General features: G+C 63.0%; 22 protein-coding genes. 10 read left to right on the forward strand and 12 right to left on the reverse strand.

What is annotated here, in order from left to right; translation table 11 throughout:
• Nucleotides 1-36 precede the first annotated feature (36 nt).
• The 6 genes from MKI86_RS17610 to MKI86_RS17635 form a co-directional block, all read right to left on the reverse strand.
• Nucleotides 37-1,059 carry a galactitol-1-phosphate 5-dehydrogenase gene (locus MKI86_RS17610; RefSeq protein WP_241603383.1) on the reverse strand — a complete coding sequence of 341 codons (1,023 nt, stop codon included), beginning with the start codon at nucleotides 1,057-1,059 and terminating at the stop codon, nucleotides 37-39.
• A 99-nt stretch (nucleotides 1,060-1,158) separates the two neighbouring features.
• Nucleotides 1,159-2,142 (reverse strand): substrate-binding domain-containing protein, encoded by a 984-nt coding sequence (locus MKI86_RS17615; RefSeq protein ID WP_241603386.1) that lies wholly within the window; start codon nucleotides 2,140-2,142, stop codon nucleotides 1,159-1,161.
• A gap of 330 nt (nucleotides 2,143-2,472) precedes the next feature.
• Nucleotides 2,473-3,312, reverse strand: coding sequence for an alpha/beta hydrolase (locus MKI86_RS17620; protein ID WP_241603390.1), 840 nt, complete (start codon nucleotides 3,310-3,312; stop codon nucleotides 2,473-2,475).
• Nucleotides 3,313-3,330: 18 nt separating this feature from the next.
• Entirely contained in the window at nucleotides 3,331-4,794 is a 1,464-nt protein-coding gene (locus tag MKI86_RS17625) for an NAD-dependent succinate-semialdehyde dehydrogenase (RefSeq protein ID WP_241603393.1), read from the reverse strand.
• A 17-nt stretch (nucleotides 4,795-4,811) separates the two neighbouring features.
• Nucleotides 4,812-6,011: an iron-containing alcohol dehydrogenase gene (locus MKI86_RS17630; RefSeq protein ID WP_241603396.1), complete on the reverse strand. Its 1,200-nt coding sequence runs from the start codon at nucleotides 6,009-6,011 to the stop codon at nucleotides 4,812-4,814.
• A 21-nt stretch (nucleotides 6,012-6,032) separates the two neighbouring features.
• A complete protein-coding gene (locus MKI86_RS17635; RefSeq protein ID WP_370880004.1) occupies nucleotides 6,033-7,037 on the reverse strand; it encodes an Ldh family oxidoreductase in 1,005 nt (334 codons plus the stop codon).
• A gap of 72 nt (nucleotides 7,038-7,109) precedes the next feature.
• On the opposite strand from MKI86_RS17635, the gene MKI86_RS17640 reads away from it, so the two are divergent.
• From MKI86_RS17640 to MKI86_RS17665, 6 genes are all read left to right on the forward strand, one after another.
• Nucleotides 7,110-7,823, forward strand: a complete 714-nt coding sequence (locus tag MKI86_RS17640; RefSeq protein WP_241603401.1) for a GntR family transcriptional regulator — start codon at nucleotides 7,110-7,112, stop codon at nucleotides 7,821-7,823.
• Nucleotides 7,820-9,412 (forward strand): sugar ABC transporter ATP-binding protein, encoded by a 1,593-nt coding sequence (locus MKI86_RS17645; RefSeq protein ID WP_241603404.1) that lies wholly within the window; start codon nucleotides 7,820-7,822, stop codon nucleotides 9,410-9,412. Before MKI86_RS17640 ends, MKI86_RS17645 begins: the two co-directional genes overlap by 4 nt.
• Nucleotides 9,375-10,373: an ABC transporter permease gene (locus tag MKI86_RS17650; protein ID WP_241603407.1), complete on the forward strand. Its 999-nt coding sequence runs from the start codon at nucleotides 9,375-9,377 to the stop codon at nucleotides 10,371-10,373. Before MKI86_RS17645 ends, MKI86_RS17650 begins: the two co-directional genes overlap by 38 nt.
• 47 nt (nucleotides 10,374-10,420) lie before the next feature.
• A complete protein-coding gene (locus tag MKI86_RS17655; RefSeq protein WP_241603411.1) occupies nucleotides 10,421-11,389 on the forward strand; it encodes a substrate-binding domain-containing protein in 969 nt (322 codons plus the stop codon).
• Nucleotides 11,390-11,452: 63 nt separating this feature from the next.
• Nucleotides 11,453-12,040: a DJ-1/PfpI family protein gene (locus tag MKI86_RS17660; protein WP_241603414.1), complete on the forward strand. Its 588-nt coding sequence runs from the start codon at nucleotides 11,453-11,455 to the stop codon at nucleotides 12,038-12,040.
• Nucleotides 12,041-12,220: 180 nt separating this feature from the next.
• Nucleotides 12,221-12,847 (forward strand): RBBP9/YdeN family alpha/beta hydrolase, encoded by a 627-nt coding sequence (locus MKI86_RS17665; protein ID WP_241603417.1) that lies wholly within the window; start codon nucleotides 12,221-12,223, stop codon nucleotides 12,845-12,847.
• A gap of 3 nt (nucleotides 12,848-12,850) precedes the next feature.
• Here the strand turns inward: MKI86_RS17665 and MKI86_RS17670 are convergent, their stop codons facing one another.
• The 3 genes from MKI86_RS17670 to tauA all read right to left on the reverse strand — a co-directional run bounded on the left by MKI86_RS17670 (nucleotide 12,851) and on the right by tauA (nucleotide 15,589).
• Nucleotides 12,851-13,693, reverse strand: a complete 843-nt coding sequence (locus MKI86_RS17670; RefSeq protein ID WP_241603420.1) for an ABC transporter permease subunit — start codon at nucleotides 13,691-13,693, stop codon at nucleotides 12,851-12,853.
• Entirely contained in the window at nucleotides 13,690-14,496 is an 807-nt protein-coding gene (locus MKI86_RS17675) for a taurine ABC transporter ATP-binding protein (protein ID WP_241603424.1), read from the reverse strand. The genes MKI86_RS17670 and MKI86_RS17675 overlap by 4 nt, the downstream gene beginning before the upstream one ends.
• An 88-nt stretch (nucleotides 14,497-14,584) precedes the next feature.
• Nucleotides 14,585-15,589 (reverse strand): taurine ABC transporter substrate-binding protein, encoded by a 1,005-nt coding sequence (gene tauA, locus MKI86_RS17680; RefSeq protein ID WP_241603427.1) that lies wholly within the window; start codon nucleotides 15,587-15,589, stop codon nucleotides 14,585-14,587.
• 466 nt (nucleotides 15,590-16,055) lie between these two features.
• On the opposite strand from tauA, the gene MKI86_RS17685 reads away from it, so the two are divergent.
• A complete protein-coding gene (locus MKI86_RS17685) occupies nucleotides 16,056-16,523 on the forward strand; it encodes an RrF2 family transcriptional regulator (RefSeq protein ID WP_241603430.1) in 468 nt (155 codons plus the stop codon).
• 20 nt (nucleotides 16,524-16,543) lie between these two features.
• Here the strand turns inward: MKI86_RS17685 and MKI86_RS17690 are convergent, their stop codons facing one another.
• Both MKI86_RS17690 and MKI86_RS17695 read right to left on the reverse strand, forming a co-directional pair.
• On the reverse strand, nucleotides 16,544-17,623 hold the full coding sequence (locus MKI86_RS17690) for an acyl-CoA dehydrogenase family protein (protein ID WP_241603433.1): 1,080 nt from the start codon (nucleotides 17,621-17,623) through the stop codon (nucleotides 16,544-16,546).
• A gap of 259 nt (nucleotides 17,624-17,882) precedes the next feature.
• Nucleotides 17,883-19,340 carry an NAD-dependent succinate-semialdehyde dehydrogenase gene (locus MKI86_RS17695; protein ID WP_269470870.1) on the reverse strand — a complete coding sequence of 486 codons (1,458 nt, stop codon included), beginning with the start codon at nucleotides 19,338-19,340 and terminating at the stop codon, nucleotides 17,883-17,885.
• 263 nt (nucleotides 19,341-19,603) lie between these two features.
• Between MKI86_RS17695 and hutC the strand changes: the two genes are divergently transcribed.
• The gene (gene hutC / locus MKI86_RS17700; RefSeq protein WP_241603436.1) at nucleotides 19,604-20,335 is read left to right on the forward strand and encodes a histidine utilization transcriptional repressor HutC; all 732 of its coding nucleotides are present in this window, start codon (nucleotides 19,604-19,606) and stop codon (nucleotides 20,333-20,335) included.
• Nucleotides 20,336-20,347: 12 nt separating this feature from the next.
• Here hutC and MKI86_RS17705 read toward each other — a convergent pair whose 3' ends face one another.
• Nucleotides 20,348-21,445: a histidinol-phosphate transaminase gene (locus MKI86_RS17705; RefSeq protein ID WP_241603439.1), complete on the reverse strand. Its 1,098-nt coding sequence runs from the start codon at nucleotides 21,443-21,445 to the stop codon at nucleotides 20,348-20,350.
• Between the two features lie 139 nt (nucleotides 21,446-21,584).
• On the opposite strand from MKI86_RS17705, the gene MKI86_RS17710 reads away from it, so the two are divergent.
• Together MKI86_RS17710 and MKI86_RS17715 are read left to right on the forward strand one after the other, a co-directional pair.
• Nucleotides 21,585-22,355, forward strand: coding sequence for an SDR family NAD(P)-dependent oxidoreductase (locus tag MKI86_RS17710; protein WP_241603442.1), 771 nt, complete (start codon nucleotides 21,585-21,587; stop codon nucleotides 22,353-22,355).
• Between the two features lie 177 nt (nucleotides 22,356-22,532).
• Nucleotides 22,533-23,681, forward strand: a complete 1,149-nt coding sequence (locus MKI86_RS17715; protein WP_241603444.1) for an ABC transporter ATP-binding protein — start codon at nucleotides 22,533-22,535, stop codon at nucleotides 23,679-23,681.
• Nucleotides 23,682-23,685 lie beyond the last annotated feature (4 nt).

Genomic DNA, 23,685 nt, shown 5'->3' on the forward strand with positions numbered 1-23,685 from the left:
CGTCGCCCGGCAACGCCTCCAGCGCCGGGCACCCCGTTAGGGGTGGAACATGATCTTCGAGAAGAAGAATTCGCGGTCGGTGCGAAGCCGCTCGAAAATCGCAGGCAGTTCCTCCAGATCCAGATCGTGTGTGATCATGAACTCCCACTTCAGCGCACCGGACGCAAGCTTGTCCAGCGTCACCGTCCACTGCGGGCCGGGATAGGGCGCACCGAAGGAGTTCCAAGAGCCATGCAGCGACACCTCCTGGCGCAGGAAATGCTGGAAGGCGGCATTGGTGAGGGGCACCTCGCCGACAGGAATTCCGATGAACACCACATGACCGCCCGGCGCGGCCAGCCTGACGGCGGCGTTGACGGATGTCGGATGCCCTGCAGCTTCCACGATGATGTCGGCGAGAAGTTCCTTGGGCAGTTCGGCACCGGCGAGGAAGGCATGCGTCGCGCCGGCCTGCCGGGCAAGTTCCAGCTTTTCCTCGGAAACATCGATGGCAACGACCTCGCGCGCGCCCATCAGCAGCATCCACTGAATGGCGAAGAGGCCGATGGGGCCACAGCCGATGACTGCGCCGCGATCGCCCATGCGCACGCCGCCGGCCTTCCAGATGGCGTGAAGGGCAATCGAGGCGGGATCGACCATGGCGGCGGCACGCGGATCGCAGCCTTCGGGCGCCTTCAGGAGGTTTTCGACCGGCGCGCAGACCCATTCGGCATAGGCGCCGTCACGGCGCGAACCGAAGTAATCGTAGTTGCGGCACCGCGAGAAATTGCCGGTCGCGCACTGGTCGCAGGTGCCGCAGGGCAGCATCGGCGGAACCGTGACGAGGTCACCCTTGGCAAAGCCGGTCACCGATGCGCCCAGTTCCTCGATATGGCCTGAGAATTCGTGGCCGCAGATGATGGGCATCTTGTGCGCACCCTTGATGAGCATGCGCGGCAGGTCCGATCCACAAACACCGACGGCCGCCACGCGCAGCAGCACCTCGTTTGCCTTGGGAACGGGCTTGTCGACATTTTCGAGGCGGATGTCTCCGGGCGTGTAGAGGACGGCGGCGCGCATGAAGGGGTTCCTTTGAAAACGAAATGACTTGCGCCGGCGGAAAACCACCAGCGTTCGGAAAAGCGGGAGGAGCCGAGGCTCCCCCCACCGCCCTGGGAGTTACTTGTCGAGAACCTGCGGCCGGTATTCCGCAAACAGTTCCTTGTGCGGGTATTCGCCGACCTTGTCGGGCGTCACGAGGGCCGTGCCGGCATCGACGAAGGCCGGAACCGTCTTGCCGGCAGCGGCTTCGCGTGCGACCTGGATGGTCACGTCGCCGAGATATTGCGGGTCGTTCAGCGCAGTGGCGACGTATTTGCCGTCAGCCATGGCCTCCAGCGCCTCCGACAGGCCATCAACGCCGGCGATGAGGACGTCGTCGCGGCCGTTTTCCTTGAGAACCTGCATGGCGCCGAGCGCCATGTCGTCGTTATGGGCGTAGACGACCTTCACGTCGGCATTGGCCTGAAGCAGGTCCTGCATGGCCGTCACGGCATTCGCGCGGATATATTCCGCATACGGGCCTTCGACGATGGTATGGCCAGAGCCTTCGAGCGCGGCGTGGAAACCATCGCGACGGTCCATCATGACCGCACCGCCTGCATCGCCCTGGATCTCGATGACCTTGGCGCCGGTCACGCCATCGGCCTTCAGCTTCGCGACGACGGCTTCGCCGACCAGCTTGCCCATCGCCTTGTTGTCGCGGCCGACATGGGCGGCAACCTTGCCGCCGGTGACGGGGCGGTCGACGGTGATAACGGGGATGCCGGCAGCAGCCGCGGCTTCGAGCGACGGTGCGACCGCTTCCGGATTGACCGGGTTGATGATGATTGCGCTCACACCCTGAGTAATCAGATCCTGGATATCGTTGTTCTGCTTGCTGACGTCACCATTGGCGTCGAGGAAGACGAGCGTGTCGCCGGACGCCTTGGCGGCGGCTTCCGCGCCGTTCTTCAGCTGCACATAGAAGGGCGACTGCAGCGTGACCTGGCTGAAGCCGATCTTGAGGCCTTCGGCATGAGCGGCGGCAGGCGAAAGCGCCATGACGGACAGAACCGAAACGGCACCGGCGAGGCCGGCAAGAAATGTACGACGCGTGTTCATGGATTCCTCCCTAAAAAACCGAAAATCGCCCTCTCTCCCAGAGAGCAACATAAGTGATATTATTTCACATATGTTGCTAGCATGGCATCACGACCCCCGGAACCTTGTCAATCCCGGGACAGCGCCTCGGTGGAAAGAATACTCAACCAACTGAATTCGTTTATTTTATCGGAGTATATTTCAGGAAAATCGATGCCGTTGACACGACAACGGCACGCGAAAATCCAGAGAATGGGATTTTCGCGGGGAAAATGCCGGCAACATTTGCAGCTTTGTCGAAAAGGCGCGGGAGAAAGGCGCGGCGCGGCTTTGCCGACCGCCCGGATCGCGTCAGCGCGACGCGACCATATCCGCAATGCGGGCGCCGGCCAGGCCGAGCGGGTTTGCAAGATCCAGCACCACCGTCATGTGGTTGAGGCCGGGCAGCGGGAGAAACTGCCCGGCCTCGCCCTGAGTGTTCAAACGGGATTGGAACTCCGCCGCTGGTTCCAGGAAGGGCGTCGTTTCCTCGGCACCGAACGCGATGACACGCAGCGGGCAGGCATGCTGGCTTGCCGTCAGAGGCGACCACGCCGACGCCTCCGAGGGCGTCATCTTCGCCTCGTCCCGCAGGAAGCTTCCGGGAATGCCCGAGAGGTCGTAGATGCCGCTGAGCAGGAAAAGCCCTTTCAGGACAGGAAGCTTTGGAACCTCCTTTTCGCCGGACCCCGTCGCGGCAAGAAATGAGGCGAGATGCGCGCCCGCCGAATGGCCGCTGACGGTCAGGCGCGCGGGATCAGCGCCGAAATCCCGCGCATGCTCCTGGAGCCAGAGTACGGCGCGCCGCACCTGATCGACGAGAACATCGAGACGCTCGCCGGGCATGAAATCATACTCGACAAGGGCCGCGACGCCGCCGGCGGCCAGAACCGGCGCGGCGACGAAGCGATAGTTCTCCTTTTCGCCGGAACGCCAGTATCCGCCATGGACGAAGACATGCAGCGGCGCGCCGGCCTTCGGGCGTTCTGGCAGGATGACGTCCAGTACCTCCCGCGGCCGCGCGCCGTAGCGCAGATCGGCTAGCACATCCGCATTGACCGAAAATGCCCGGCTGCGCGCGGAAAACTCGGCGGCAATCGCATCGAAATCCGGCACGAAGTCGCGAATGCGGTAGAGATCCTGTGACGTCATCCTCTTGGCTCCCCTGCGTCAGTACTCGACGGCGTAATACTTCGCCTCCATGAATTCCAGAATACCTGTCACGCCGCCCTCACGGCCGAGGCCGCTCTGCTTGACACCGCCGAAGGGTGCCGCGGGGTCCGACATCAGGCCCCTGTTGATGCCGAGCATGCCGCTTTCGAGACGCTTACCGACCTTGAGGGCCCGTTTCAGATCGCCGGAATAGATATAGGCGGCCAGACCATACTCCGTGTCATTGGCAAGGCGAACCGCCTCGTCATCGGTTTCGAACTTGTAGACGGGGGCGACGGGACCAAAGATTTCCTCCCGGGCAATGGCGGCATCGACCGGGACGTTTTCCAATACGGTCGGCGGATAGAAATAGCCGCCTTCCACAAGCGGCTTGCCGCCAGTGGTCGCACGGGCACCCGCGGCCACCGCTTCGGAAACGAGGCGATCGATCTTGCGCACGGCATTCGTCGTGATCATCGGGCCGCATTGCGTGTCCGGATCGTAGCCGGGACCGATCTTCAGCGCTGACATTCGGGCTGTCAGGCCGGCGACAAAGGCATCATGAATGCCGGATTGCACATAGAAGCGGTTGGCCGCAGTGCAGGCTTCCCCGGCATTGCGCATCTTCGCGATCATAGCGCCGTCGAGAGCGGACTCGAGATCCGCATCGTCGCAGACGATGAAGGGGGCATTGCCGCCGAGCTCCATCGAGCAGCTGACGACCGACTTGGCGGCTTCGGCCAGGAGCGTGCGGCCGACACCGGTGGAACCGGTGAAGGAGAGTTTTCGCACGCGCGGATCGGCCAGCATGGCATTCGTCACGCCACTTGGATTGGTGGTGGTGAGCACGTTGACGACGCCGGGCGGGACCCCCGCCTCTTCACCGAGGCGCGCCATGGCATAAGCCGTCAGCGGCGTCTCGGATGCCGGCTTGAGAATGACCGTGCAGCCGGCGGCAAGCGCCGGGCCGATCTTGCGCGTGGCCATGGCGGCGGGGAAGTTCCACGGCGTGATGAGGACCGCAATACCGATCGGCTCGTGATCGACGAGAATGTTATGCGAGCCCGACGGCGTATGGCGGTATTCACCCGGAATGCGCACGGCCTCCTCGGCATACCAGCGGAAAAACTCTGCGGCATAGGCGACCTCACCGCGCGCATCGGGCAACGCCTTGCCATTCTCCAGCGAGATCAGCGTGGCCAGTTCCTCGGCATGCTGCGTCATGAGCTGGAACCAGCGGCGCAGGATTTCGGCGCGCTGGCGGGCAGGGGTGGCGCGCCACCCGGCAGCAGCGGCCTCGGCGGCATCGACCGCGCGGCGGGCATCGTCGATCGAGGCGTTGGCCACTTCGGCAAGCAGCTTCCCGGTCGACGGATCGAGAACCGATATGCCGTCGCCCTTGATCCAGTTGCCACCGATATAAAGGCCTTGGACGTGAAGTGCGGGATCGGCGTAGCCGGAAACTTTGGCGTGGAACGTCATGGCATTGTCCTTTCAGATCAGATCAGGCTGGCGCGGTCGCCGCCATGGGCGGCGGCGACGAGGTTGCGCATCTCCTGCGGGTTCAGCGGGCGGGGATTGTTCTGGATGAGGCGCGCAATACCGGAACTCTGCTCGGCCACCCAGTCGATCCGGTCTTCGGAAAGGCCGAGATCACGCAGGGTGACGGGAATGCCGATCCGTTCGAACAGCGCGGCAAGGGCCGAAATGACGTCCTCGGGGCCGTCGAGACCCGCCGCGTCGGCGATTTGCGCAAGTTCCGGCCCGATAGCCGGCTGGTTCCAGGTCATGACATAGGGCATGAGGCAGGCGACGCCGAGACCATGAGCGGTGTGGGTGAGCGCGCCGACGGGATACTGGATGGCATGGGCCGCGGCCGTACCGGCCACGCCGAAGGCAAGGCCGGCGAGCGTCGCACCGAGCATGACCTTTTCGCGGGCGGCCCGATCGGCGCCATCCTTGCAGGCCGCTTCGAGCCCCTGCCAGAGAAGACCGATGGCGCTCAGCGCAAACTGATCGGACAGCGCATTCTTGCCGACGAACACACGTTGCAGCGCAATGCCGGGAACCGGGTCGCGCCGGATCGCGGTGAAGGCCTCGATGGCGTGGGTCAGCGCATCCGCACCGGCAATCGCGGTCAGACCCGGTGGGCAGGAGAGGGTCAGTTCGGGATCGCAGATCGACACGGTCGGGATGAGATAGGGGCTGGAAATGCCCACCTTCAGGCTGCGCTCGGCATCCGATAGCACGGCGACCGGTGTCACCTCAGACCCTGTTCCAGCGGTGGTCGGTATTGCGATCAGCGGCAGCACCGGGCCCGGCACGGTATGTTCGCCGTAATAGTCCTGCGGCCGCCCACCATGCGCGAGGAGGAGCGCCACGCATTTCGCCATATCCAGGCAGGACCCGCCGCCGATACCGATCACGAGGTCCGGTCCGAATTTAACGGCATTCTCGGCGCTCGTAATGGCCGAATCGACGGGCACATCCGGCAGGGTGGAGCTGTCGATGAGGACCGCGAGGCCCGCGGCCTCCAACTGGCCGACCAGCGCGCGAAAATCGGCGTCTGCCGCAAGGCGCGTGTCGGTGACGACCAGCGCACGCCGGCCGAGCGTGGCCGCGACGCTCCCGAGCGCATGGCGCTGGCCGGCTCCGAAGAGCAGTTCGCGCGGCGCCCTCAATGTGCCGAATAGGTTCATTCCGTGTCTCCTCCAGTGAATTCAGGCGGCCTCAAGGGCCGTAAGTTGTTCGAAAAGCGGGTGGGGCAGGGTGATGCCCTCGGCAATTGCAGCGGCCCGGCGGCTGCGCGCGCCGTCGCCGGGAACGGCGACCGGTCTTGCAGCGTCGAGCGGGCGGGAGAGCCGCAGGCCGTCGAGATAGGCTGTCAGTGCAGGCGCCGCGCCTTTACCGGCATCTGGGTCGATGAGGATGAGAAAGTCGCCCTTATTGGCAGCATGATCGTCATCGAGCGTGCCGTGCACGTCCGGCGAAAGGGCCGAGCCGGCAAGGGCGGCCACAAGAAGCTCGATGGCCAGGCCCAGGCCATATCCCTTTGCATCGCCGAACGGCGCGATGGCGCCAGTCTGCGCGGCGACGGGATCCGCCGTCGGATGTCCGTCCGCATCCACGGCCCAGCCCAGCGGGATCGGCACGCCACGAAGCGCATGGTTGCGGATTTTGCCCATGGAAACGACGCTGGTGGCGAGATCCAGAACGAAAGGCCGGTCGCCGGCGGGAATGCCGATCGCAATCGGGTTCGTGCCGAGCATGGCCTTTGTTCCGCCGAAAGGATGAACCAGCGCTTCGCTCGTCGACATGACGATGGCGATGAGCCCGTCTCGGGCGGCGGCCTCCACATAGTAGGCGAGCATGCCGATATGGTTGGCATTGCGAATGGCCGCCACCGCGATTCCCGTCTCCGGCAGCTTCTGCTTGAGGCGGCGCATGGCGTTCATCACCACAACGGGACCGAGGCCGCGCTCGCCATCCACATCGAGAAAAGCCTTCCGCGACCATGTGCATGCGCCCTGCGCACGCCCATCCGCCAGACCTTTCTCAAGGCGCGACAGCAGAAGCGGCAGGCGCTGAAGGCCGTGCGAAGGCAAGCCGCGCAACTCTGCCTCTATCAGAAGGTCGGCTTGCAGGGCGGCGGCTTGGGGGTCCGCACCCCGGCTGTCGAGCAGCGCCGTCGCCAGGCTGCGGAGTTGATCGGGCATGATCTTCATTTCATATCCTATATCGGATCATATACGATATTGTATTTGACATAGGATATCTTATTTGCAACAAAAGATCACATGTCAATAAGCAGTCGGAGAGCAAACGTGGCAATTGCAGCTGAGCGGGAAGGCAAGGCGCCGGTCATTCGCCCTATCAGCGTCGTGGAAGGTGTTTATGACAGCATCTACCACCGCCTGATGTCGCTGGAGATTGCACCGGGCGCGCGCATTCCCATCGACGTCCTCTCCCGCGACCTCGGCGTATCGCAGACCCCGATCCGCGAGGCGCTCAGCCGTCTTGAACGCGAAGGGCTTGTCCGCAAGGAGCATCTCGTCGGCTACAGCGCCGCCCCGCAGTGGACGCGCAAGCAGTTCGAGGACCTTTATGCATTCAGGCTGCTGGTCGAGCCCGAGGCAGCGCGGCTTGCCGTCATCAACATGACGCCCGAAGCGCTGTCGGAGCTGGAAACCTCCGCAGCCGATATGGGCCATGGTGAGGCGCCTGTCGACCGCAACACCCGCTATTCCCGCTTCGCTCGCGCCGATGCGCAATTCCACGACGCCATTCTCAAGATCGCCGGCAACGAGATCATCCGCAGCACGCTGTCGAACCAGCATGTGCACCTTCATATCTTCCGACTGATGTTCCACACGCGTGTCACTCAGGAGGCGCTGGAGGAGCATGAAAATCTGCTCGCGGCCTTCCGCTCAGGCGAACCGCAGGCGGCGTACGATGCCATGCGTATCCACATCGAGCGCTCGCGCGACCGCCTGCTGTCGGCCTTCGAATGAACGCGGTCGTGACCCCTCAGCCGGCCGTCGCGCCGGCCAGCACAGCCGCCGCGCTCGGCGCCGAAGGGCTTGGCAAGACCTACGGCCAGATCACCGTGCTGTCGGATGTCACGCTCGACATCCGGCCCGGCGAGGTGCACGCCATCATCGGCGAGAACGGCGCCGGCAAGTCGACGCTGATGAAGCTCCTCTCCGGCCACGTGACGCCGACCGAGGGCAGCCTCTCCATGGACGGCAGGCCCGTCGCCTTCCGCAATGCGGTGGAGGCGGAGGATGCCGGCATCGTGCTGGTTCACCAGGAAATCCTGCTGGCGGCCGACCTGACGGTGGCCGAAAACCTCTTTCTCGGCCGAGAAGTCGGCCGTGGCCTGATGGTCGACGACCGGTCGATGAACCGGCGTACGGCCGAACTTCTTGCAAGGGTAGGCTCGACGGCGCGTCCGCGCGACCGCATCAGCGACCTGCCGCTTGCCCAGCGCCAGCTCGTGCAGATCGCTCGCGCGCTGCTGGATGAGCGAAAGGTCGTGATCCTCGACGAGCCGACGGCCGTGCTGGCGAATGACGAAGTGGCGGCCCTGCTTACCATCGTCCGCAGCCTGCGCGACCACGGCGTCGCCGTGCTCTACATTTCCCACCGTCTTGACGAAGTGCAGGCGCTGGCAGACCGCATCACCGTGCTACGCGACGGCAAAATGATCGGCACTTGGCCAGCGGCCGGCCTCGGCCAACGCGAAATGGCGGAGCTGATGGTCGGACGAGAGCTGGACATGCTCTATCCGCACAAGCGGCCGCAGACGACGGCCGAACCGATCCTGGAGGTGACCGACCTTGCCGTCGATCACGGCACAGAAAAGGTGTCCTTTCATGTGCGGGCGGGCGAAGTGCTCGGCATCGGGGGCATGATCGGTGCGGGGCGTACCGAACTCATCGAAGGGCTGATGGGTTTGCGCCCCTCGGAAGCAGTGCGCGTCACCGTCAACGGCAAGGAAATCGCCAGCCGCTCGGTGCGCACCCTGATGGAGGCGGGGCTCGTCTATCTGACCGAGGATCGCAAGGGAAAGGGCCTTCTGCTCGACGAGAAGCTCGGCCCCAACCTCACGCTCCAGGCGCTCGATTCCGTCAATCCGGGCTCCGTGCTCGACAAGCGGGCGGAGTTCGTCCGGCTCGAAAAAGCGGTAGCGGACTACGACATTCGCGTGCGTTCGCTGCGCCTTGAAGCCGGAAAGCTTTCCGGCGGCAACCAGCAGAAGCTTCTGCTGGCCAAGGTCATGATGGCGGATCCTTCGGTGGTCATCATCGACGAGCCGACGCGCGGCATCGACATCGGCAACAAGAGCCAGATCTACGACTTCATCGACGCGATGGTGCGCGCTGGCAAAGCCTGCATCGTCATCTCGTCAGAAATGCCCGAGCTGGTCGGCCTCGCCGACCGTGTTCTGGTGATGCGGGCCGGCCGGATCGTCGCCGAGCTTCGCGGCAATGACATCAATGAGGAGAATGTCGTCTACGCGGCCACGACGGGTGGCGGTGCGGACGGCGGGGAGGAACACCATGACCACCGCAGCGACCATAACAATCCCGCCGGCTGACGACGCCGCCCGCATTCGCTGGGCCGATCTCGCGCCGTTCATCGCGCTCGCGCTGATCGTGCTGTTCGGCGCGCTGGTGAACTCCAATTTCGTGTCGTCGGCGAACCTGATCAACGTCATCACGCGCAGCGCGTTCATCGCGATCATCGCCATCGGTGCGACCTTCGTGATCTCGTCGGGCGGGCTGGACCTTTCTGTCGGCTCGATGATGGCCTTCGTCACCGGGATCATGATCATGGTGATGAACCATCTGGCGCCCAACTTCGGCGCCTGGGCCATACCGATGGGCGCCGCGGTCGCGCTGGTCGTCGGGTCGCTTTGCGGCCTCTTCAACGGATTGATCGTGACGGTCGGGCGCATCGAGCCCTTCATCGTGACGCTCGGCACCATGGGCATCTTCCGCGCCTTCATCACCTTCATGACGGACGGCGGTTCGCTGCCGATCGACCGCAGCCTGCGCGAGGCCTATCGCCCGGTCTATTTCGGCAGCCTGTTCGGCATTCCCTATCCGGTGCTGATCACCTTCGTCGTCGTGCTCGTCGGGGCGTTCCTGCTCTACAAGACGAAGTTCGGCCGCCGTCTGACATCGGCGGGCTCGAATGTCGAGGTCGCGCGCTTTTCGGGCGTCAATGTCGCTGCCGTGCGCACCATGGCCTACGTCATCCAGGGCATCTGCGTGGCCGTCGCCGCCATCTGCTACGTGCCGCGGCTCGGCGCCGCGACGCCCACCACGGGACAGCTTTGGGAATTGCAGGTCATCACGGCTGTCGTCATCGGCGGAACGTTGCTGCGCGGAGGGCGCGGACGCATCGGCGGCACCGTCGCCGGCGCGCTGATCCTCGAGGTCATCGCCAATGTCATGGTCCTGTCGGACATGGTCTCGGAATACCTGGTCGCCGCCGTTCAGGGCGCGATCATCATCATCGCCATGCTGGCGCACCGCTTTACCGCCAACCGCTGATCTCGGCCCTCGGTCGAGACCGGCACTGACTTCAAAAGGAGGAGAAAATGAAGTCTATCATGCAGAAAGCCGCACTGTTGCTGTCAACAGTTGCACTGACGATCGCCCTGCCGCTCGGCAGCGCACAGGCCGAAGACGCCAAGGTAACGATCGCCGTTTCGATACCGGCGGCGACCCACGGCTGGACGGGGGGCGTGGTCTACCACGCCGAGCAGGCCGAAAAGGAAATCGAGGCCGCGTTCCCGAACATCGACGTCGTCCTGTCCACGGCATCCTCGGCAACCGCGCAGGTATCCGCGCTGGAGGACCTCTCGGCGAGCCGCAAGCTCGACGCGCTCGTCATCCTGCCCTTCACGTCGGAGGAACTGACAGGGCCGGTCGAGCAGATCAAGCAGAAGGGCACCTTTATCTCGGTCGTCGACCGCGGCCTGACGGACCCGGCGGTGCAGGATCTCTATGTCGCCGGTGACAATATCGCGGTGGGTGCCAACACCGCGCACTGGCTGGTCGACAAGCTCGGCGGCGAAGGGCAGATCGTCGTGCTGCGCGGCATTCCGACTGTCATCGACGACGAGCGTATCAAGGGCTTCTCGGATGTCATCGCCAAGTCCAACATCAAGATCCTCGACATCCAGTATGCCAACTGGAACCAGGACGAAGCGTTCAAGCTGATGCAGGACTATCTGGCGAAATATCCGAAGATCGACGCCGTGTGGGCGAATGACGACGACATGCTGCTCGGCGTGCTTGAGGCCGTCGACAATGCCGGCCGCAAGGACATCAAATATGCGCTCGGCGGCAACGGCATGAAGCAGGTCATCGAGATGGTGAAGGAGAAGAACGAGCGCACGCCGATCTCGACACCCTATCCGCCGTCGATGATCAAGTCGGCCATCTACATGACGGCCGCCCAGTTCGCAGGACAGGCGCCGATGCGCGGCTCCTTCCTGCTCGGCGCGCCGCTCATCACGCCGGAGAATGCGGACCAGTTCTACTTCCCCGCATCCCCGTTCTGATCGCAGACCCGTGCCCGGCTTCGGCCGGGCACACCACGACAACCACGTACAAGGAGACAAGACATGAGCGGCAAGAAAATCCTCATGCTGACCGGCGAATTCACCGAGGAATACGAAATCTACGTCTACCAGCAGGGGATGGAGGCTGTCGGCCACACGGTGCACGTCGTGTGCCCGGACAAGAAGGCCGGCGACCGCATCAAGACCTCGCTGCACGATTTCGAAGGCGACCAGACCTATACCGAAAAGCTCGGCCATTATGCCGACATCAACAAGACCTTTTCCGAAGTGCGCGTCGAGGAATATGACGCCGTTTACGCCGCCGGCGGACGCGGCCCGGAATATATCCGCACAGACAAGCGCGTGCAGGACATGGTGCGCCATTTCCACGAGACCGGAAAGCCGATCTTCACCATCTGCCACGGCGTGCAGATCCTGATGGCCGTGCCCGGCGTGCTCAAGGGCAAGAAGGTCGCCGGCCTCGGCGCCTGCGAGCCCGAAGTGACGGCCGTCGGCGGCATCTATATCGACGTAAAGCCCACCGAGGCCTATGTCGACGGCAACATGGTCTCGGCCAAGGGCTGGACCGGTCTCGCCGCCTTCATGCGCGAGTGCCTGAACGTGCTCGGCACGAAGATCACGCACAGCTGATCGCCCGGTCGGTACGCACACCCCGGGTTCAATGCCCGGGGTTTTGCCGTTTGCCCACGGGCGACGCGGTTCTGCAAGGAAATTCTATGGATTTGCAGGACAATAGGAGGGACTTTCTTATCTTTCGCGGCCTTCGCGCGCATCATCGCAAGCATTCCGATTTGCGAAGGAGATTGCGCGATGCGCTCGATCGATATTCCGCTCGATACGCTGATCCTGCCGGGCCTCAACGGTTCGCCGGAGGCCCACTGGCAGCGGCACTGGGTGCGTGATAATCCGCAAAGCCGCGTGGTCGAGCAATATGACTGGGCCTGCCCGGAGCGGCAGAGTTGGCTCGGCCGCGTGGAAGAGGATATCGAGCGGATAGGCCATGACGTCTGGCTGGTCGCCCACAGCCTCGGCTGCGTGCTGGCCACGCATCTCGCACAGAGCCCCATCGCGTCCCGCATTCGCGGTGCGCTGCTCGTCGCGCCCTGCGACCTCGACACGACGGAAACGATGCATCCCTGTATCATCCGGTTCGGTGCGATGCCGACAGCGCGCCTGCCGTTCCCCTCCCTTGTCGTCGGCAGCCTGAACGATCCCTACATGCCGGTCACCAGGCTCAAGAAGACAGCGGGCGACTGGGGAAGCGATCTCATCGATATCGGCGAGGCCGGCCACATCAATATCGCAAGCGGCTTCGGCCGCTGGGCCGCGGGCTACGACTTCCTCGAACTTCTGAAAGAACGTGCGGCCTTCGCCGCAACGAAAGGCGGCCGCCTGTTTTCGGCGGCCGTGTCGAATACCGGACTGATGCTCAACTGAGCATCAGCGATGCGCCGCCCACGGCACCAGCCGACGCTCGATCAGCCGCGCGAGGAATTCCAGCAGGATAGCGATCAGGGCGATCACGACGATGCCGGCAATCACGATATCGGTGACGAGAAACTGCGCGGCCGACTGGATCATGAAGCCGATGCCGCTCGTTGCGGCGACAAGTTCAGCCGCGACCAGCGTCGTCCAGCCGGCGCCGAGCGCGATGCGCACGCCCGTCAGAATCGACGGCACGGCGCTTGGGAGGACGACCTCGGCCAGCACCTGCCGCCTTGTAGCGCCAAGCGAGCGCGCCGCGTTCACGTGATCCTTCGAGACGGAGCGCACGCCGGCGGAGGTCGAAAGAATGATCGACGGCAGCATGGAGAGCGCGATCACCGTGATCTTCGACGCTTCGCCGATGCCGACCCAGATGATGATGAGCGGAAGATAGGCAAGCGGCGGCAGCGGGCGCAGGAATTCAACGATGGGATCGAGAATGCCCCGTCCGACACGACTGGTGCCGATGGCGATACCGGCGGGTATGCCGATCAGGATCGATGCGATCAGCGCGCCGAAGATGCGGTAGAGACTGGCGCCGACATGCTCGGCGAGCGTCGCATCGACGAAGCCCGTCACAATGAGATTGTAAAGCGCAATGACGACCTGCCGGGGCGAGGGGAGGAAGACGGGCGAGACGAGCGCATAGGATGACGCCAGCGCCCAAACGCCGATGATTGCTGTGATTGTAATCGCGGAAATGACGGCGACGGGAACGGGACGTACGGCCGACGCCTTTTCTCCGATTTCAGCGTCGGTCGCGGGGGCGAGGGTTTCGATATCGGTGGAAAATGTCATGCCGCGAGCTCCTCGTCGTCACCGGAATGGATCAGGCCGGTCAGCCCGGCGTGCATGCGCTTGAAGAGCGGCGAGGCTTTCACGGCCGCGACAGAAGCGCCCGCGCGCACCTCGGCGTTGAAGCCGGCCTCGATTTCGGCGGTCAGGCGGCCAGGATTGGGAGACAGCACGACGAGACGCGTGCCGAGCAGCAGCGCCTCTTCGATGCTGTGGGTGATCAGAAGTGCACCGGCACCGCTTTCGGCCTTTATGCGCAGCAGGAATTCCTGCATGCGCGTGCGGGTCAAGGCATCGAGCGCGCCGAGTGGTTCGTCCAGCAACAGGAAGCGCGGTTCGGCCGCGAGCGCCCGCGCGATGCCGACGCGCTGGCGCATCCCGCCCGACAGTTCCCAGATGTTGCGGTCGCCGGCGTCCGACAGTCCGACACGGTCGAGCAGCGCCTGCGCACGCGCGCGCCGCTCCGCAAGCGGCACACCTTTGAGCTTGAGAGGAAAGGCGACATTGTCGAGCGCATCGAGCCAGGGGTAGAGCGCATCGTCCTGGAAGACGACCGCGCGGTCGGCACCCGGCCCGCGCACCGGCACGCCGTCCACGGTGATCGTACCTGCACTCGGTGCCAGGAAGCCGGCCGCGAGGTTGAGCAGGCTTGTCTTCCCGGAGCCCGAGCGGCCGATGACGGCGACGAGCTCATCCGAGGCGACCTGCAGGTTGATGCCGTCGAGGACACGCTTTTCAACCGCGCCCTTGCGGCCCAGCTGCGGCGGATAACGCAGCGACACGTTGCGGAATGTCAGGATGCTCATGAGACCTCCGGAAGGGAAAGGGGTTCAGCCGATGGCCCGGCGGCGCATTTGCGCGACCGGGCCATCTTCGCCGCAGGATTGTCGCGCGTCAGTTGACGAGCTTTGCCGCATCCGTCACCCAGCGGGTGGAGACGTAGGGCTTGTAGTCGGACAGCGCGGCGGGGATCTTGCCCTGCTCCAGCAGGAAGGCCGACGTATCGGCCACCGCCTTCACCGTTCCGCCGCCCAAAAGCGGCTCGCCGGCCTGCTCTTCGAGCGTCGGGAAAATATAGCCCTTGAGCAGGGCCGGGACCTCATCCTGCTTGGCGCCGGTGAGACGGGCGATCTTTTCGGCTTCCGGCGACGTGGCGTTCCATGCATCCGGGTTGGCGCGATAGGCCGCGGTTGCATCGCCCGTCACCTTGACGAAGGCTGTCACGACATCGGGATGTTCTTCCGCGAACTTCTTGCTGACGATCCAGGCGTCGAAGGTCGGGCCGCCCCAATCGGCGACATCCGCGGAGGTCGCGAGCACCTTGCCGTTCTTTTTCAGCTGTGCCAGCACCGGATCCCAGACATAGGCGCCTTCGATATCGCCGCGCTCCCAGGCGGCTGCGATCTCTGGCGGGCGCAGGTTGAGGATCTCGACCGACTTGGGATCGACATTCCAGTGCTTGAGCGCGGTCAGGAGGCTGTAATGCGCGGTGGAGACGAAGGGCGTCGCGATCTTCTTGCCGACCAGGTCCTCCGGCTTTTCAACCGACTTAACGGCAAGTGCTTCGGCTTCGCTGATCAGCCCGACGACGAAGATCGCCTCGATGGGCAATTCACGGCTTGCTGCGGCCGCAAGCGGCGAAGAACCGACATAGCCGATATCGAGCGAGCCGGATGCAATCGCGGCGATGACATCGGCACCGCCGTCAAATTTTTGCCAGTTGATCTCGGCGCCGGTCGCCTTCTCGTACGTGCCGTCGGCCTGCGGTACACGCGAGGGCTCGACAATGGGCTGATAGCCGATATTGAGCGTCACATCGGCGGCGCGGGCGGTGCTGAACGACGTCGCCATCGCAAGGGCGGCGGTGGCGGCCAGCAGGGTCCTGCGGGTAATGGTCATGGTCCTCTCCTCAAATTGCCGTCGCCCTGTCTTTGCGGGCCGGTGACTCAAAGCTACATAATCAATAATTTTAGTAGATAAATTTTCGCCTCAATCTTGGTGGCTAGCCGCGATTGCTTTTGCGTTTTGCACGCGCGCCGTGAAAACCGGGTCGAGCAATGCTTATGACGGTGCAACGGCAGGCATCAGGCGGCACCGGCCACGGGAAATCGCCAAAGATGGTGCCGAATGGGCACGGATCGCATGAAAACGACCTAAGAGCTTGACACAAGCACCAATTTTCTTGCGGCCCATGCCGTAAATAAATTATACCGTTTTTATATGTTTTTCGCACTTCGGTGCCTAGAATGAGCCGGAATCACCCGTCAAAGGGGAACCGGTCGATCTTCCCGAAGACGACGAGGAAACGCGGCGTGCGCGAACATGCGGCACGTGACGCATAGATGCTGATGGAAAGCAGGCAAGAATGCTGACGAAAAAGGGAAAATACGGTCTGAAGGCCCTTGTGGACCTCGCACGGCTTCAGCCGGGCGAAACGGCTTTCGTCAGCGAAATCGCTCTGCGCAACAATATCCCGAAGAAGTTTCTCGACACGATCCTTCTGGAACTGCGCAATGCCGGCATGCTGCGCTCCAAGAAGGGCCCGGGCGGCGGTTATTCGCTCTCACATCAAGCATCCGAGATTCGTATCGGCCACGCAATCCGCGTTCTCGACGGCCCGCTGGCGCCCATCCGCTGTGCCAGCCGCACGGCCTATGAGGCCTGCGAGGACTGTGCCGATCCGGAGACCTGTCAGGTCCGCCGCGCCATGACGGATGTCCGCGACGCCATCGCTTCCATCCTAGACACGATGACGCTCGAGCAGTTCGTTGCGGTGCCGGGCGCCGCGGCGATCATCGAGGACGAAGATGGGCGCGAGCAGCTGGTTGGCTGATTAGGACGGCGGAGCTGGCCCTAATCGTCCCGCGGCGCGCCGTTCCTGTGCGCGTCGATCGTGATCCGTCCGCTTTGCTCCAACGCTTCCATCGCCTGAGCGGTGAGTTGAACATCGGCCGGAGGCTCCTGGCCGGCTGATGCAGCCACATGCGCCACCGCCTGAGCGGAGGCCAGCGCGGACGCGGATGCCTGAAACGCGTTTATCCGATGCTGATCGGCGAGGCCGATCTGTGCCGCGTCAATGGCGCGCCCTGCATCCGCGATGATCGCTTCCGTGGCGGCAAGGCGGGAGGTGAATAGCCCGACCGCAAGAGGATCGGAGGCGCCCGCATCCAGAAGCCGTTCCAGAACGCCCCTCGCAGCACCCAGCCGGCACGCCGCCTCCAGAAGCAGGCTGAGCGAACGGGGAACCCCGACGGACGCCGCGTCGCCCGTCGCCTGAAGCAGGAAATCAGGCTCCGCCGCGACATCCTTCAACAGGACATGTTCGGCCGCCTGCGCGGCTCCCGGCGCGGGCTCGCAGGTATTTGCAACAAAATGCACGCCCTCGGAGCGAACGGGCAGCAGAAGCTTCACAGCCCGGCCGCCGGTCTGCACGGGCAGCAGCATCCAATCGGCATGGCGGGCGCACGGCGTGCAGAACACCTCGCCGCCAAGCCGCAACACAACGCCATTCGAAACGAGCGGCAGGGCTTCACCCGACCGCGCGGCGCCCCGCGCGACACGTGCCCCGGCGAGCGCGGCGGCGAACACGGTCTTTCGTTGCCCCTCCGTTCCATGACTGCGCAGGCATTCCAGCCCGACGAAATGCGCCGCCAGGATTTCGGCAAGCGGGGCTGAGCGCGCCGCAGCCTCGCAGCAGACCGTCGCAAGCACGGTGTTGGAAACATCGATGCCGCCATTGTCGGTGGGTACGGATATGCCGAAGAGGCCGGAGCGCGAAAGCAGTTCCAGCCGCAACTCGGCCGTGCCGGGCTCACTGGCGGCACCGCCGAACACATCCGCAAGGGCGCGGATGATCGTTAAGGCCTCGTCCTCCGTGCCGATGACGGCTGCCGGGCGCGAGGGATGGTCGAGCGTCGACGAAATCGTACCCATGTCGTCTGCTCCTTGCCGAAGGTGGTTTCAGGTCGCACAGGTTCACGCGGGTAAAAAATCACATTCTATAGATACTGTATAGATTCTTTTCGACGGTTTCAGACGCAGTCCGATACCCGCAGCGCCGTGCCGTCTTTAGGCGGTTCGGCAGGCCATCCACATTCTATCGGCTTCGCCAGCGCTGAATTTTGACATCCCCGCGCTTGCCGGTCTCACCTAACGGAAGGAAACAGGGCAGGGTGCCTGCTGACCCCGTCCGTCAAATCCCGCCCATGCAGAGATACTTCATCTCGAGATAATCCTCCAGCCCGTGGCGGGATCCTTCGCGGCCCATGCCCGACTGCTTGACGCCGCCGAAGGGCGCGGCTTCGGAGGACATGCGCCCGGTATTGATGCCGACCATGCCGTATTCCAGCGCCTCGGCAACCCGCCAGACACGGCTGAGGTTTGAAGCGTAGAAATAGGCGGCGAGCCCATAGATCGTATCGTTCGCCTCCCGCACGACGGCGTCCGCATCCTCGAAACGGATGATCGGGGCGAGGGGGCCGAAGGTTTCTTCCTGAGCAACGCGCATATCATGCGTGACATCGGTCAGGACCGTGGGCGCATAGAAGGTGCCCACGCCGTCATACCGCCGGCCACCGCAATGAATGCTTCCGCCCTTGGCCACGGCGTCGGCGACATGCGCCTCGATCTTGGCGAGCGCGCGGTCATCGATCAGCGGTCCAATCGAGACGGCCGGGTCGAAGCCGTCGCCGACCAACAGCGTCCCGACCCGCTCGGTGAACTTGCGGGCGAACTCGTCATGGACACCGGCCTGGACATAGAGCCGATTGGCCGAAACGCAGGTCTGCCCCGCATTGCGGAACTTCGCCTGGATGGCGCCATCGACCGCGGCATCCACATCCGCATCGTCGAAAACGATGAAGGGTGCGTTGCCGCCAAGCTCCAGGCTGAGCTTCTTCACCTGGTCGGAACATTGACGCATCAGCAGGCGTCCGACCTCCGTCGAGCCGGTGAAGCTGATCTTGCGCACCTTCGGATGACTGCAAAGCTCGCGGCCGACCGCATCGCCCTCCGACGCGTAGATGAGATTGACCACGCCCTCTGGGAATCCGGCCTTCTCGGCGAGCGCAAACATGGCGCCGGCGACGAGCGGCGTCTGCTCGGCGGGCTTCAGGACAACCGTGCACCCGGCAGCAAGTGCGGGTGAAATTTTGCGGGCCACCATCGAGGCCGGAAAATTCCAGGGCGTGATGGCACCCACGACACCGATCGGCTGCTTGATGACCATCATGCGCCGGTCCCGCGAAGGGGCCGATATCGTTTCGCCGTAGATGCGGTTCGCCTCTTCGGCATACCATTGCAGGTAGGCGGCGGCGTGCGAGACTTCGGACTTCGCTTCCGCAAGCGGCTTGCCCATCTCGGCGGTGAGAATGATGGCGAGATCGTCGGTATGCTGCACGATCAGCTGGTGCCAGCGCCACAGCGTATCAGAGCGCTCGCGCGCGGTCTGCGCGGCCCATTCTGTCTGTGCGACGGCGGCCCGCTCGATGGCCGCCCGCGTTTCGTCCGCGCCCATATCCGGAAGCGTCGCAAGGACCTCCCCCGTCGACGGATTGAACACCTCGAACGTTGCCGCGCCTGCGCCATCGGCAATGGCCTGGAACAAAGCCGGATTTTCTAGCCGACGAACGAGATTTTGCGACAGGCCCACCTGATTTCCTCCCCGGAAGAACGCGTATCAAGACAAGATCAGATACGGGCGAGCCCAGTTGTCCGCAACCCGTCTTTCTGTCACAGAGGCAAGTTCTTCCATAGGAAGGTGAGTGCGCCTTGAGCCTAATCTCGCCGGATGGCGCCGCATGATCTGCGCCCTGCCGGAACGGGCTATATGCGCGTATTAATTGCTTGGCGTGCCAGATCACTTCGTGCCATTGAACGTTACAGTTGTCGCAGCGTTAAACGTATGGTCACCGAATGAAGCCCAAGAAATCTTCCGCTGCCAGCCTGCACCAACAGATACTGACCGACATTGAAAAACGCATCGTGTCCGGCGATTGGCCGCCGGGCTTCAAGCTTCCGTTCGAGGTCGACCTTGCGAAATCCTATAACGTTTCGCGCATGACCGTGAACAAGGTGCTGACGAGGCTGGCGGACGCTGGCCTGATCGAGCGGCATCGCAAGACGGGCACCTTCGTGAAGCAACCGAACGCGCAGGCTGCCATCCTCGAAATCCATGACATCGAAGTCGAGGTTCTCGCGCTCAAGCAGAAATATGCTTTCAAGCTTGTGGCCCGATCGGCCCGCAACGCGAATGAAGACGACCTGGCGCGTTTCGGCTTGTCGAAAACCATCGACGTGGAGGAAATCGCCTGCACACATTTTGCCGGCGATGCGCCGTTCTGCTGGGAGCATCGGTTGATCAATCTCGACGTCGTGCCGAAAGCCCGGGCAGTCGATTTCACGCACATTCCGCCCGGACAATGGCTGCGCCTGCAGGTTCCCTGGACGACGGCGCAACACAAGATCTATTCGATCGCCGCCGACGCTGACATCGCCCGGCGCCTTGACATAGCCAAGGGCTCGCCATGCCTTGTAGTGGAGAGGCGAACATGGAGCGACCAAGGCCCGGTCACCGTCGTCCGCTTCACCTATCCTGCCGAAAAGCACGCTGTCGTGGCGACCTTCACGCCCGCCTCGTCTGGCTGACGGACAGGCTCCTTATTGCGGAAGAGACGCGAGAAAATGATCGTTCTCGGATGCGAGGCCCATGCTGACGCGCACGAACGTTTCGAAGCCTTCTTGCTTCCAGGGTTTCGTGATGACACCCTTGCCGAGCAGCATCTCGCCGAATTGCACGGCGTTACCGCCGCAATCGAAGAACAGGAAATTGCCGCGCGATGGCGCAACCCGGTAGCCTCGGGAAACGAGCACGCGTTCGACACGCTCGCGTTCACGGATCGCAAGGTTGACGGTCTCTTGAAGATGCGTGTCGTCATCGAGCGCGGCGAGTGCAGCTGCCTGGGCGATGGCGTTCGTGTTGAAGGGCGTGCGGGCGCGGTTCAAGTAGTCCGCCATCCGCCGGTCTCCGGCGATCGCGAAGCCGATCCTGAGCCCGGCAAGCCCATAAGCCTTTGAGAAAGTGCGAAGAATGACCCAATTCCTGGAACTGGCCTTGAGGTCCTCGAGCGCCGAAACATAGTCGGGGCCTTCGGCATATTCGACATAGGCCTCGTCGATCACCAGAAGCGTCTCGTCGGATACCGCATCAATGATCTGTTGCATGCCCTCGCGGCGCAGCCACGAGCCGACCGGGTTCATCGGGTTGGAGAACATGATCATGCGCGGCGCGCGCTGGGCCGCGGCCAGAAGAGCAGGGAGGTCGACTTCGAGATCCGGCCCGATCGTGATGCGTTCGACATTTCCGCCCATCAGGACGGCGTAGTCCTCATGGAGAGGAAAGGAGGGGTAAAGCGTGGTAACGACGTCGCCGGCGCGGACCGTCGCCCGGCAGATCACGCCGATGAGATCCTCTGACCCATTGCCAAGCACGATCTGTTCAGGCGCCACCCCGAACCTAGCGGAAAGCGCCTCACAGAGCGCGCGTCCCTGCGGATCCGGGTAAAGGCGGAAAAGATCCCCGGATGATGTGAGGCAATCGGTGACGTTCCGCGATGCGCCAAGCGGGTTCTCGTTCGACCCGAGCTTGGATATGGTCTCCACTTTATAGGTGGAGCGCACTTCCGCCAGGGTAAGGCCTGAATTATAGGGCGGAATTCGCTCCATTTCGGTTCTTACGGGAAGTACGCGCTCGCTCATATCGGGGCTCCTCATCTTGTGTGTGGAGCATAATGCACGGATCATGCATTATGTATAGACATGAAGAACACAAAGAACATGTATAGACATAATTTGGAAATGGTGTTTCATTGTGACTGATCGACGCAGGGAGGCGCTTATGGGCCGATCGATATTTTCGCTGACGGGCAAGGTCGCGATCGTGACCGGCGCAAGCCGCGGACTGGGACAAGCCATTGCCGTAGCGCTGGCGGAGGCGGGCGCCGACCTGTTCATCACGGCGCGCAGCGAGGCCTCTCTCGTGGAGACACGAACCAAGATCGTGGACCGGGGCCGCAAATGCCATGTGGGAGCCCAGGACGTGCGGGACCTCACGTCCATCGCCACCACCGTCGCGCGCTGCCGGGAAGTATTCGGGCGGATCGACATCCTGGTAAACAATGCCGGCTTCGAGAATGTCAGCCCGTCCGTCGATGTGGACGAGACCCTCTGGGACGCCATCGTCGATACCAACCTCAAGGGCGCGTTCTTCTGGTCGCAAGCGGTGGCGCGGGCTCTTTCGGAGCAAGGGGAAGGCGGAAGCATCGTCAATCTCTGCTCGCTGACATCCTATGTAGGCATTCCGACCGCTGTTCCCTACACATCCTCCAAATCCGGTCTGTTGGGCATGACGCGGGCGCTGGCGTCAGAATGGGCGACCGCAGGCATCAGGGTGAACGCCATAGCGCCGGGCTATTTCCGCACCGCCATGACGGACGATTTCTATCAGGACGCCAACTGGCAGGACCGAATGATATCGAAAATCCCACAGCGGCGCTTCGGGAAGGATGATGATATCGGCGGCGCTGTCGTGTTCCTTTGCAGCGAGGCATCCGCCTATGTTACGGGGCACTGCATACCGGTAGACGGCGGCTTTCTCGCTTCTATTTGACCAGGAAAAAGCAAAACAACGGGCTTAAAATTCGCAATTGCACAACTTTTATGCATCGGCGAAAACAGCTTAAAAGATTGACACATGGAGGCCAATTATGTATATACATGAATACCTGACCTCTTACGGTAGCCACGTTCCGAGAGCTTGAATGAAAAGAATATCAAGGGGGACTGAATGAACCTTTCAAATGGTGCGCGGGAGAGCGCAGCCGCGCAGGCCGCCGTTTCAGTCAAGAATGTTAGCATGCGCTACGACGATTTCTACGCCGTCCGCGATGCTTCCTTCGACGTCCCCAAAGGCAAGTTCCTGACTATCCTTGGACCTTCGGGCTCGGGCAAGACCACGCTGCTCCGGCTGATTGCAGGCTTCGGCAAGCCGACCTCCGGCGAAATCTTTATCGGCGGCCAGCCGGTCAGCGCCGTGCCACCACACAAGCGCGTCATCGGCATGGTTTTCCAGAAACTTGCCCTGTTTCCGCACATGACGGCGGCACAAAACGTCGCCTTTCCGTTAAAGATGCGCCGGCATGATGCCCGGACCATCGCCGATCAGGTGGAACGATATCTCGAACTGGTCAAACTGGGCGGCTTCGGCTCACGCCGCATTCATGAGATGAGCGGCGGCCAGCAGCAGCGCGTCGCTATCGCCCGCGCCCTTGTCTTCGAACCCGACCTGCTCCTTCTCGACGAACCGCTGGCAGCGCTGGACGTCAAGCTGAGGGAGGAGATGCAGCTCGAATTCCGCCGCATCCAGAAGGAGCTTGGGGTCACGACGATCAACGTCACGCACGATCAGCGGGAAGCAATGGTGGTTTCCGACGAAGTGATCGTGATGAACGACGGCCTGATCCAGCAGCGGGCGAACCCGGTCGCGGCCTACCGCACGCCGCAGAATGCGTTCGTCGCGAACTTCATCGGCGTCACAAATTTCCTGGAAGGACCCGCAACCTCCGTTTCCGGAAACGAGGTGGCTTTTCGTTGCGCGGGACACGAACTCAGCGGCATCTCCGTCGGCTCAGGCCCGGAAATCAAGGCGGGAATGTCCTGCTCGGGCGCAATCCGTGCCGAGCAGATCCGCGTCGCTGCGGCGCCCGAAAAGCTGGCTGACCTGACGTTCCGCTTTCCGGGCGAAATCATCGACGCTATTTTCGAAGGTGAGCGGATGGTCTACGAGGTGAACGTTGCCGAACTCGGCGGCGTGTCCTTCCGAGTCTTCGACCACGATCCCATCGGTCACACGCAATTCCTGCCGGGCGAGAGGGTCCTTGTCGGCTGGAATCCCAAGGACATGCACGTCTTTGGCAATAACCATAGCCCGAATTGAGGAG

This window comes from Shinella sedimenti (assembly GCF_022601905.1).
GTDB classification, from domain to species: Bacteria; Pseudomonadota; Alphaproteobacteria; order Rhizobiales; family Rhizobiaceae; genus Shinella; species Shinella sedimenti.

What these genes read in the sequence shown, in the direction of transcription:
- MKI86_RS17610 (WP_241603383.1), bottom strand. Translation starts at nt 1,059, where the DNA reads ATGCGCGCCGCCGTCCTCTACACGCCCGGAGACATCCGCCTCGAAAAT.
- MKI86_RS17615 (WP_241603386.1), bottom strand. Translation starts at nt 2,142, where the DNA reads ATGAACACGCGTCGTACATTTCTTGCCGGCCTCGCCGGTGCCGTTTCG.
- MKI86_RS17620 (WP_241603390.1), bottom strand. Translation starts at nt 3,312, where the DNA reads ATGACGTCACAGGATCTCTACCGCATTCGCGACTTCGTGCCGGATTTC.
- MKI86_RS17625 (WP_241603393.1), bottom strand. Translation starts at nt 4,794, where the DNA reads ATGACGTTCCACGCCAAAGTTTCCGGCTACGCCGATCCCGCACTTCAC.
- MKI86_RS17630 (WP_241603396.1), bottom strand. Translation starts at nt 6,011, where the DNA reads ATGAACCTATTCGGCACATTGAGGGCGCCGCGCGAACTGCTCTTCGGA.
- MKI86_RS17635 (WP_370880004.1), bottom strand. Translation starts at nt 7,037, where the DNA reads ATGAAGATCATGCCCGATCAACTCCGCAGCCTGGCGACGGCGCTGCTC.
- MKI86_RS17640 (WP_241603401.1), top strand. Translation starts at nt 7,110, where the DNA reads ATGTCAATAAGCAGTCGGAGAGCAAACGTGGCAATTGCAGCTGAGCGG.
- MKI86_RS17645 (WP_241603404.1), top strand. Translation starts at nt 7,820, where the DNA reads ATGAACGCGGTCGTGACCCCTCAGCCGGCCGTCGCGCCGGCCAGCACA.
- MKI86_RS17650 (WP_241603407.1), top strand. Translation starts at nt 9,375, where the DNA reads ATGACCACCGCAGCGACCATAACAATCCCGCCGGCTGACGACGCCGCC.
- MKI86_RS17655 (WP_241603411.1), top strand. Translation starts at nt 10,421, where the DNA reads ATGAAGTCTATCATGCAGAAAGCCGCACTGTTGCTGTCAACAGTTGCA.
- MKI86_RS17660 (WP_241603414.1), top strand. Translation starts at nt 11,453, where the DNA reads ATGAGCGGCAAGAAAATCCTCATGCTGACCGGCGAATTCACCGAGGAA.
- MKI86_RS17665 (WP_241603417.1), top strand. Translation starts at nt 12,221, where the DNA reads ATGCGCTCGATCGATATTCCGCTCGATACGCTGATCCTGCCGGGCCTC.
- MKI86_RS17670 (WP_241603420.1), bottom strand. Translation starts at nt 13,693, where the DNA reads ATGACATTTTCCACCGATATCGAAACCCTCGCCCCCGCGACCGACGCT.
- MKI86_RS17675 (WP_241603424.1), bottom strand. Translation starts at nt 14,496, where the DNA reads ATGAGCATCCTGACATTCCGCAACGTGTCGCTGCGTTATCCGCCGCAG.
- tauA (WP_241603427.1), bottom strand. Translation starts at nt 15,589, where the DNA reads ATGACCATTACCCGCAGGACCCTGCTGGCCGCCACCGCCGCCCTTGCG.
- MKI86_RS17685 (WP_241603430.1), top strand. Translation starts at nt 16,056, where the DNA reads ATGCTGACGAAAAAGGGAAAATACGGTCTGAAGGCCCTTGTGGACCTC.
- MKI86_RS17690 (WP_241603433.1), bottom strand. Translation starts at nt 17,623, where the DNA reads ATGGGTACGATTTCGTCGACGCTCGACCATCCCTCGCGCCCGGCAGCC.
- hutC (WP_241603436.1), top strand. Translation starts at nt 19,604, where the DNA reads ATGAAGCCCAAGAAATCTTCCGCTGCCAGCCTGCACCAACAGATACTG.
- MKI86_RS17705 (WP_241603439.1), bottom strand. Translation starts at nt 21,445, where the DNA reads ATGAGCGAGCGCGTACTTCCCGTAAGAACCGAAATGGAGCGAATTCCG.
- MKI86_RS17710 (WP_241603442.1), top strand. Translation starts at nt 21,585, where the DNA reads ATGGGCCGATCGATATTTTCGCTGACGGGCAAGGTCGCGATCGTGACC.
- MKI86_RS17715 (WP_241603444.1), top strand. Translation starts at nt 22,533, where the DNA reads ATGAACCTTTCAAATGGTGCGCGGGAGAGCGCAGCCGCGCAGGCCGCC.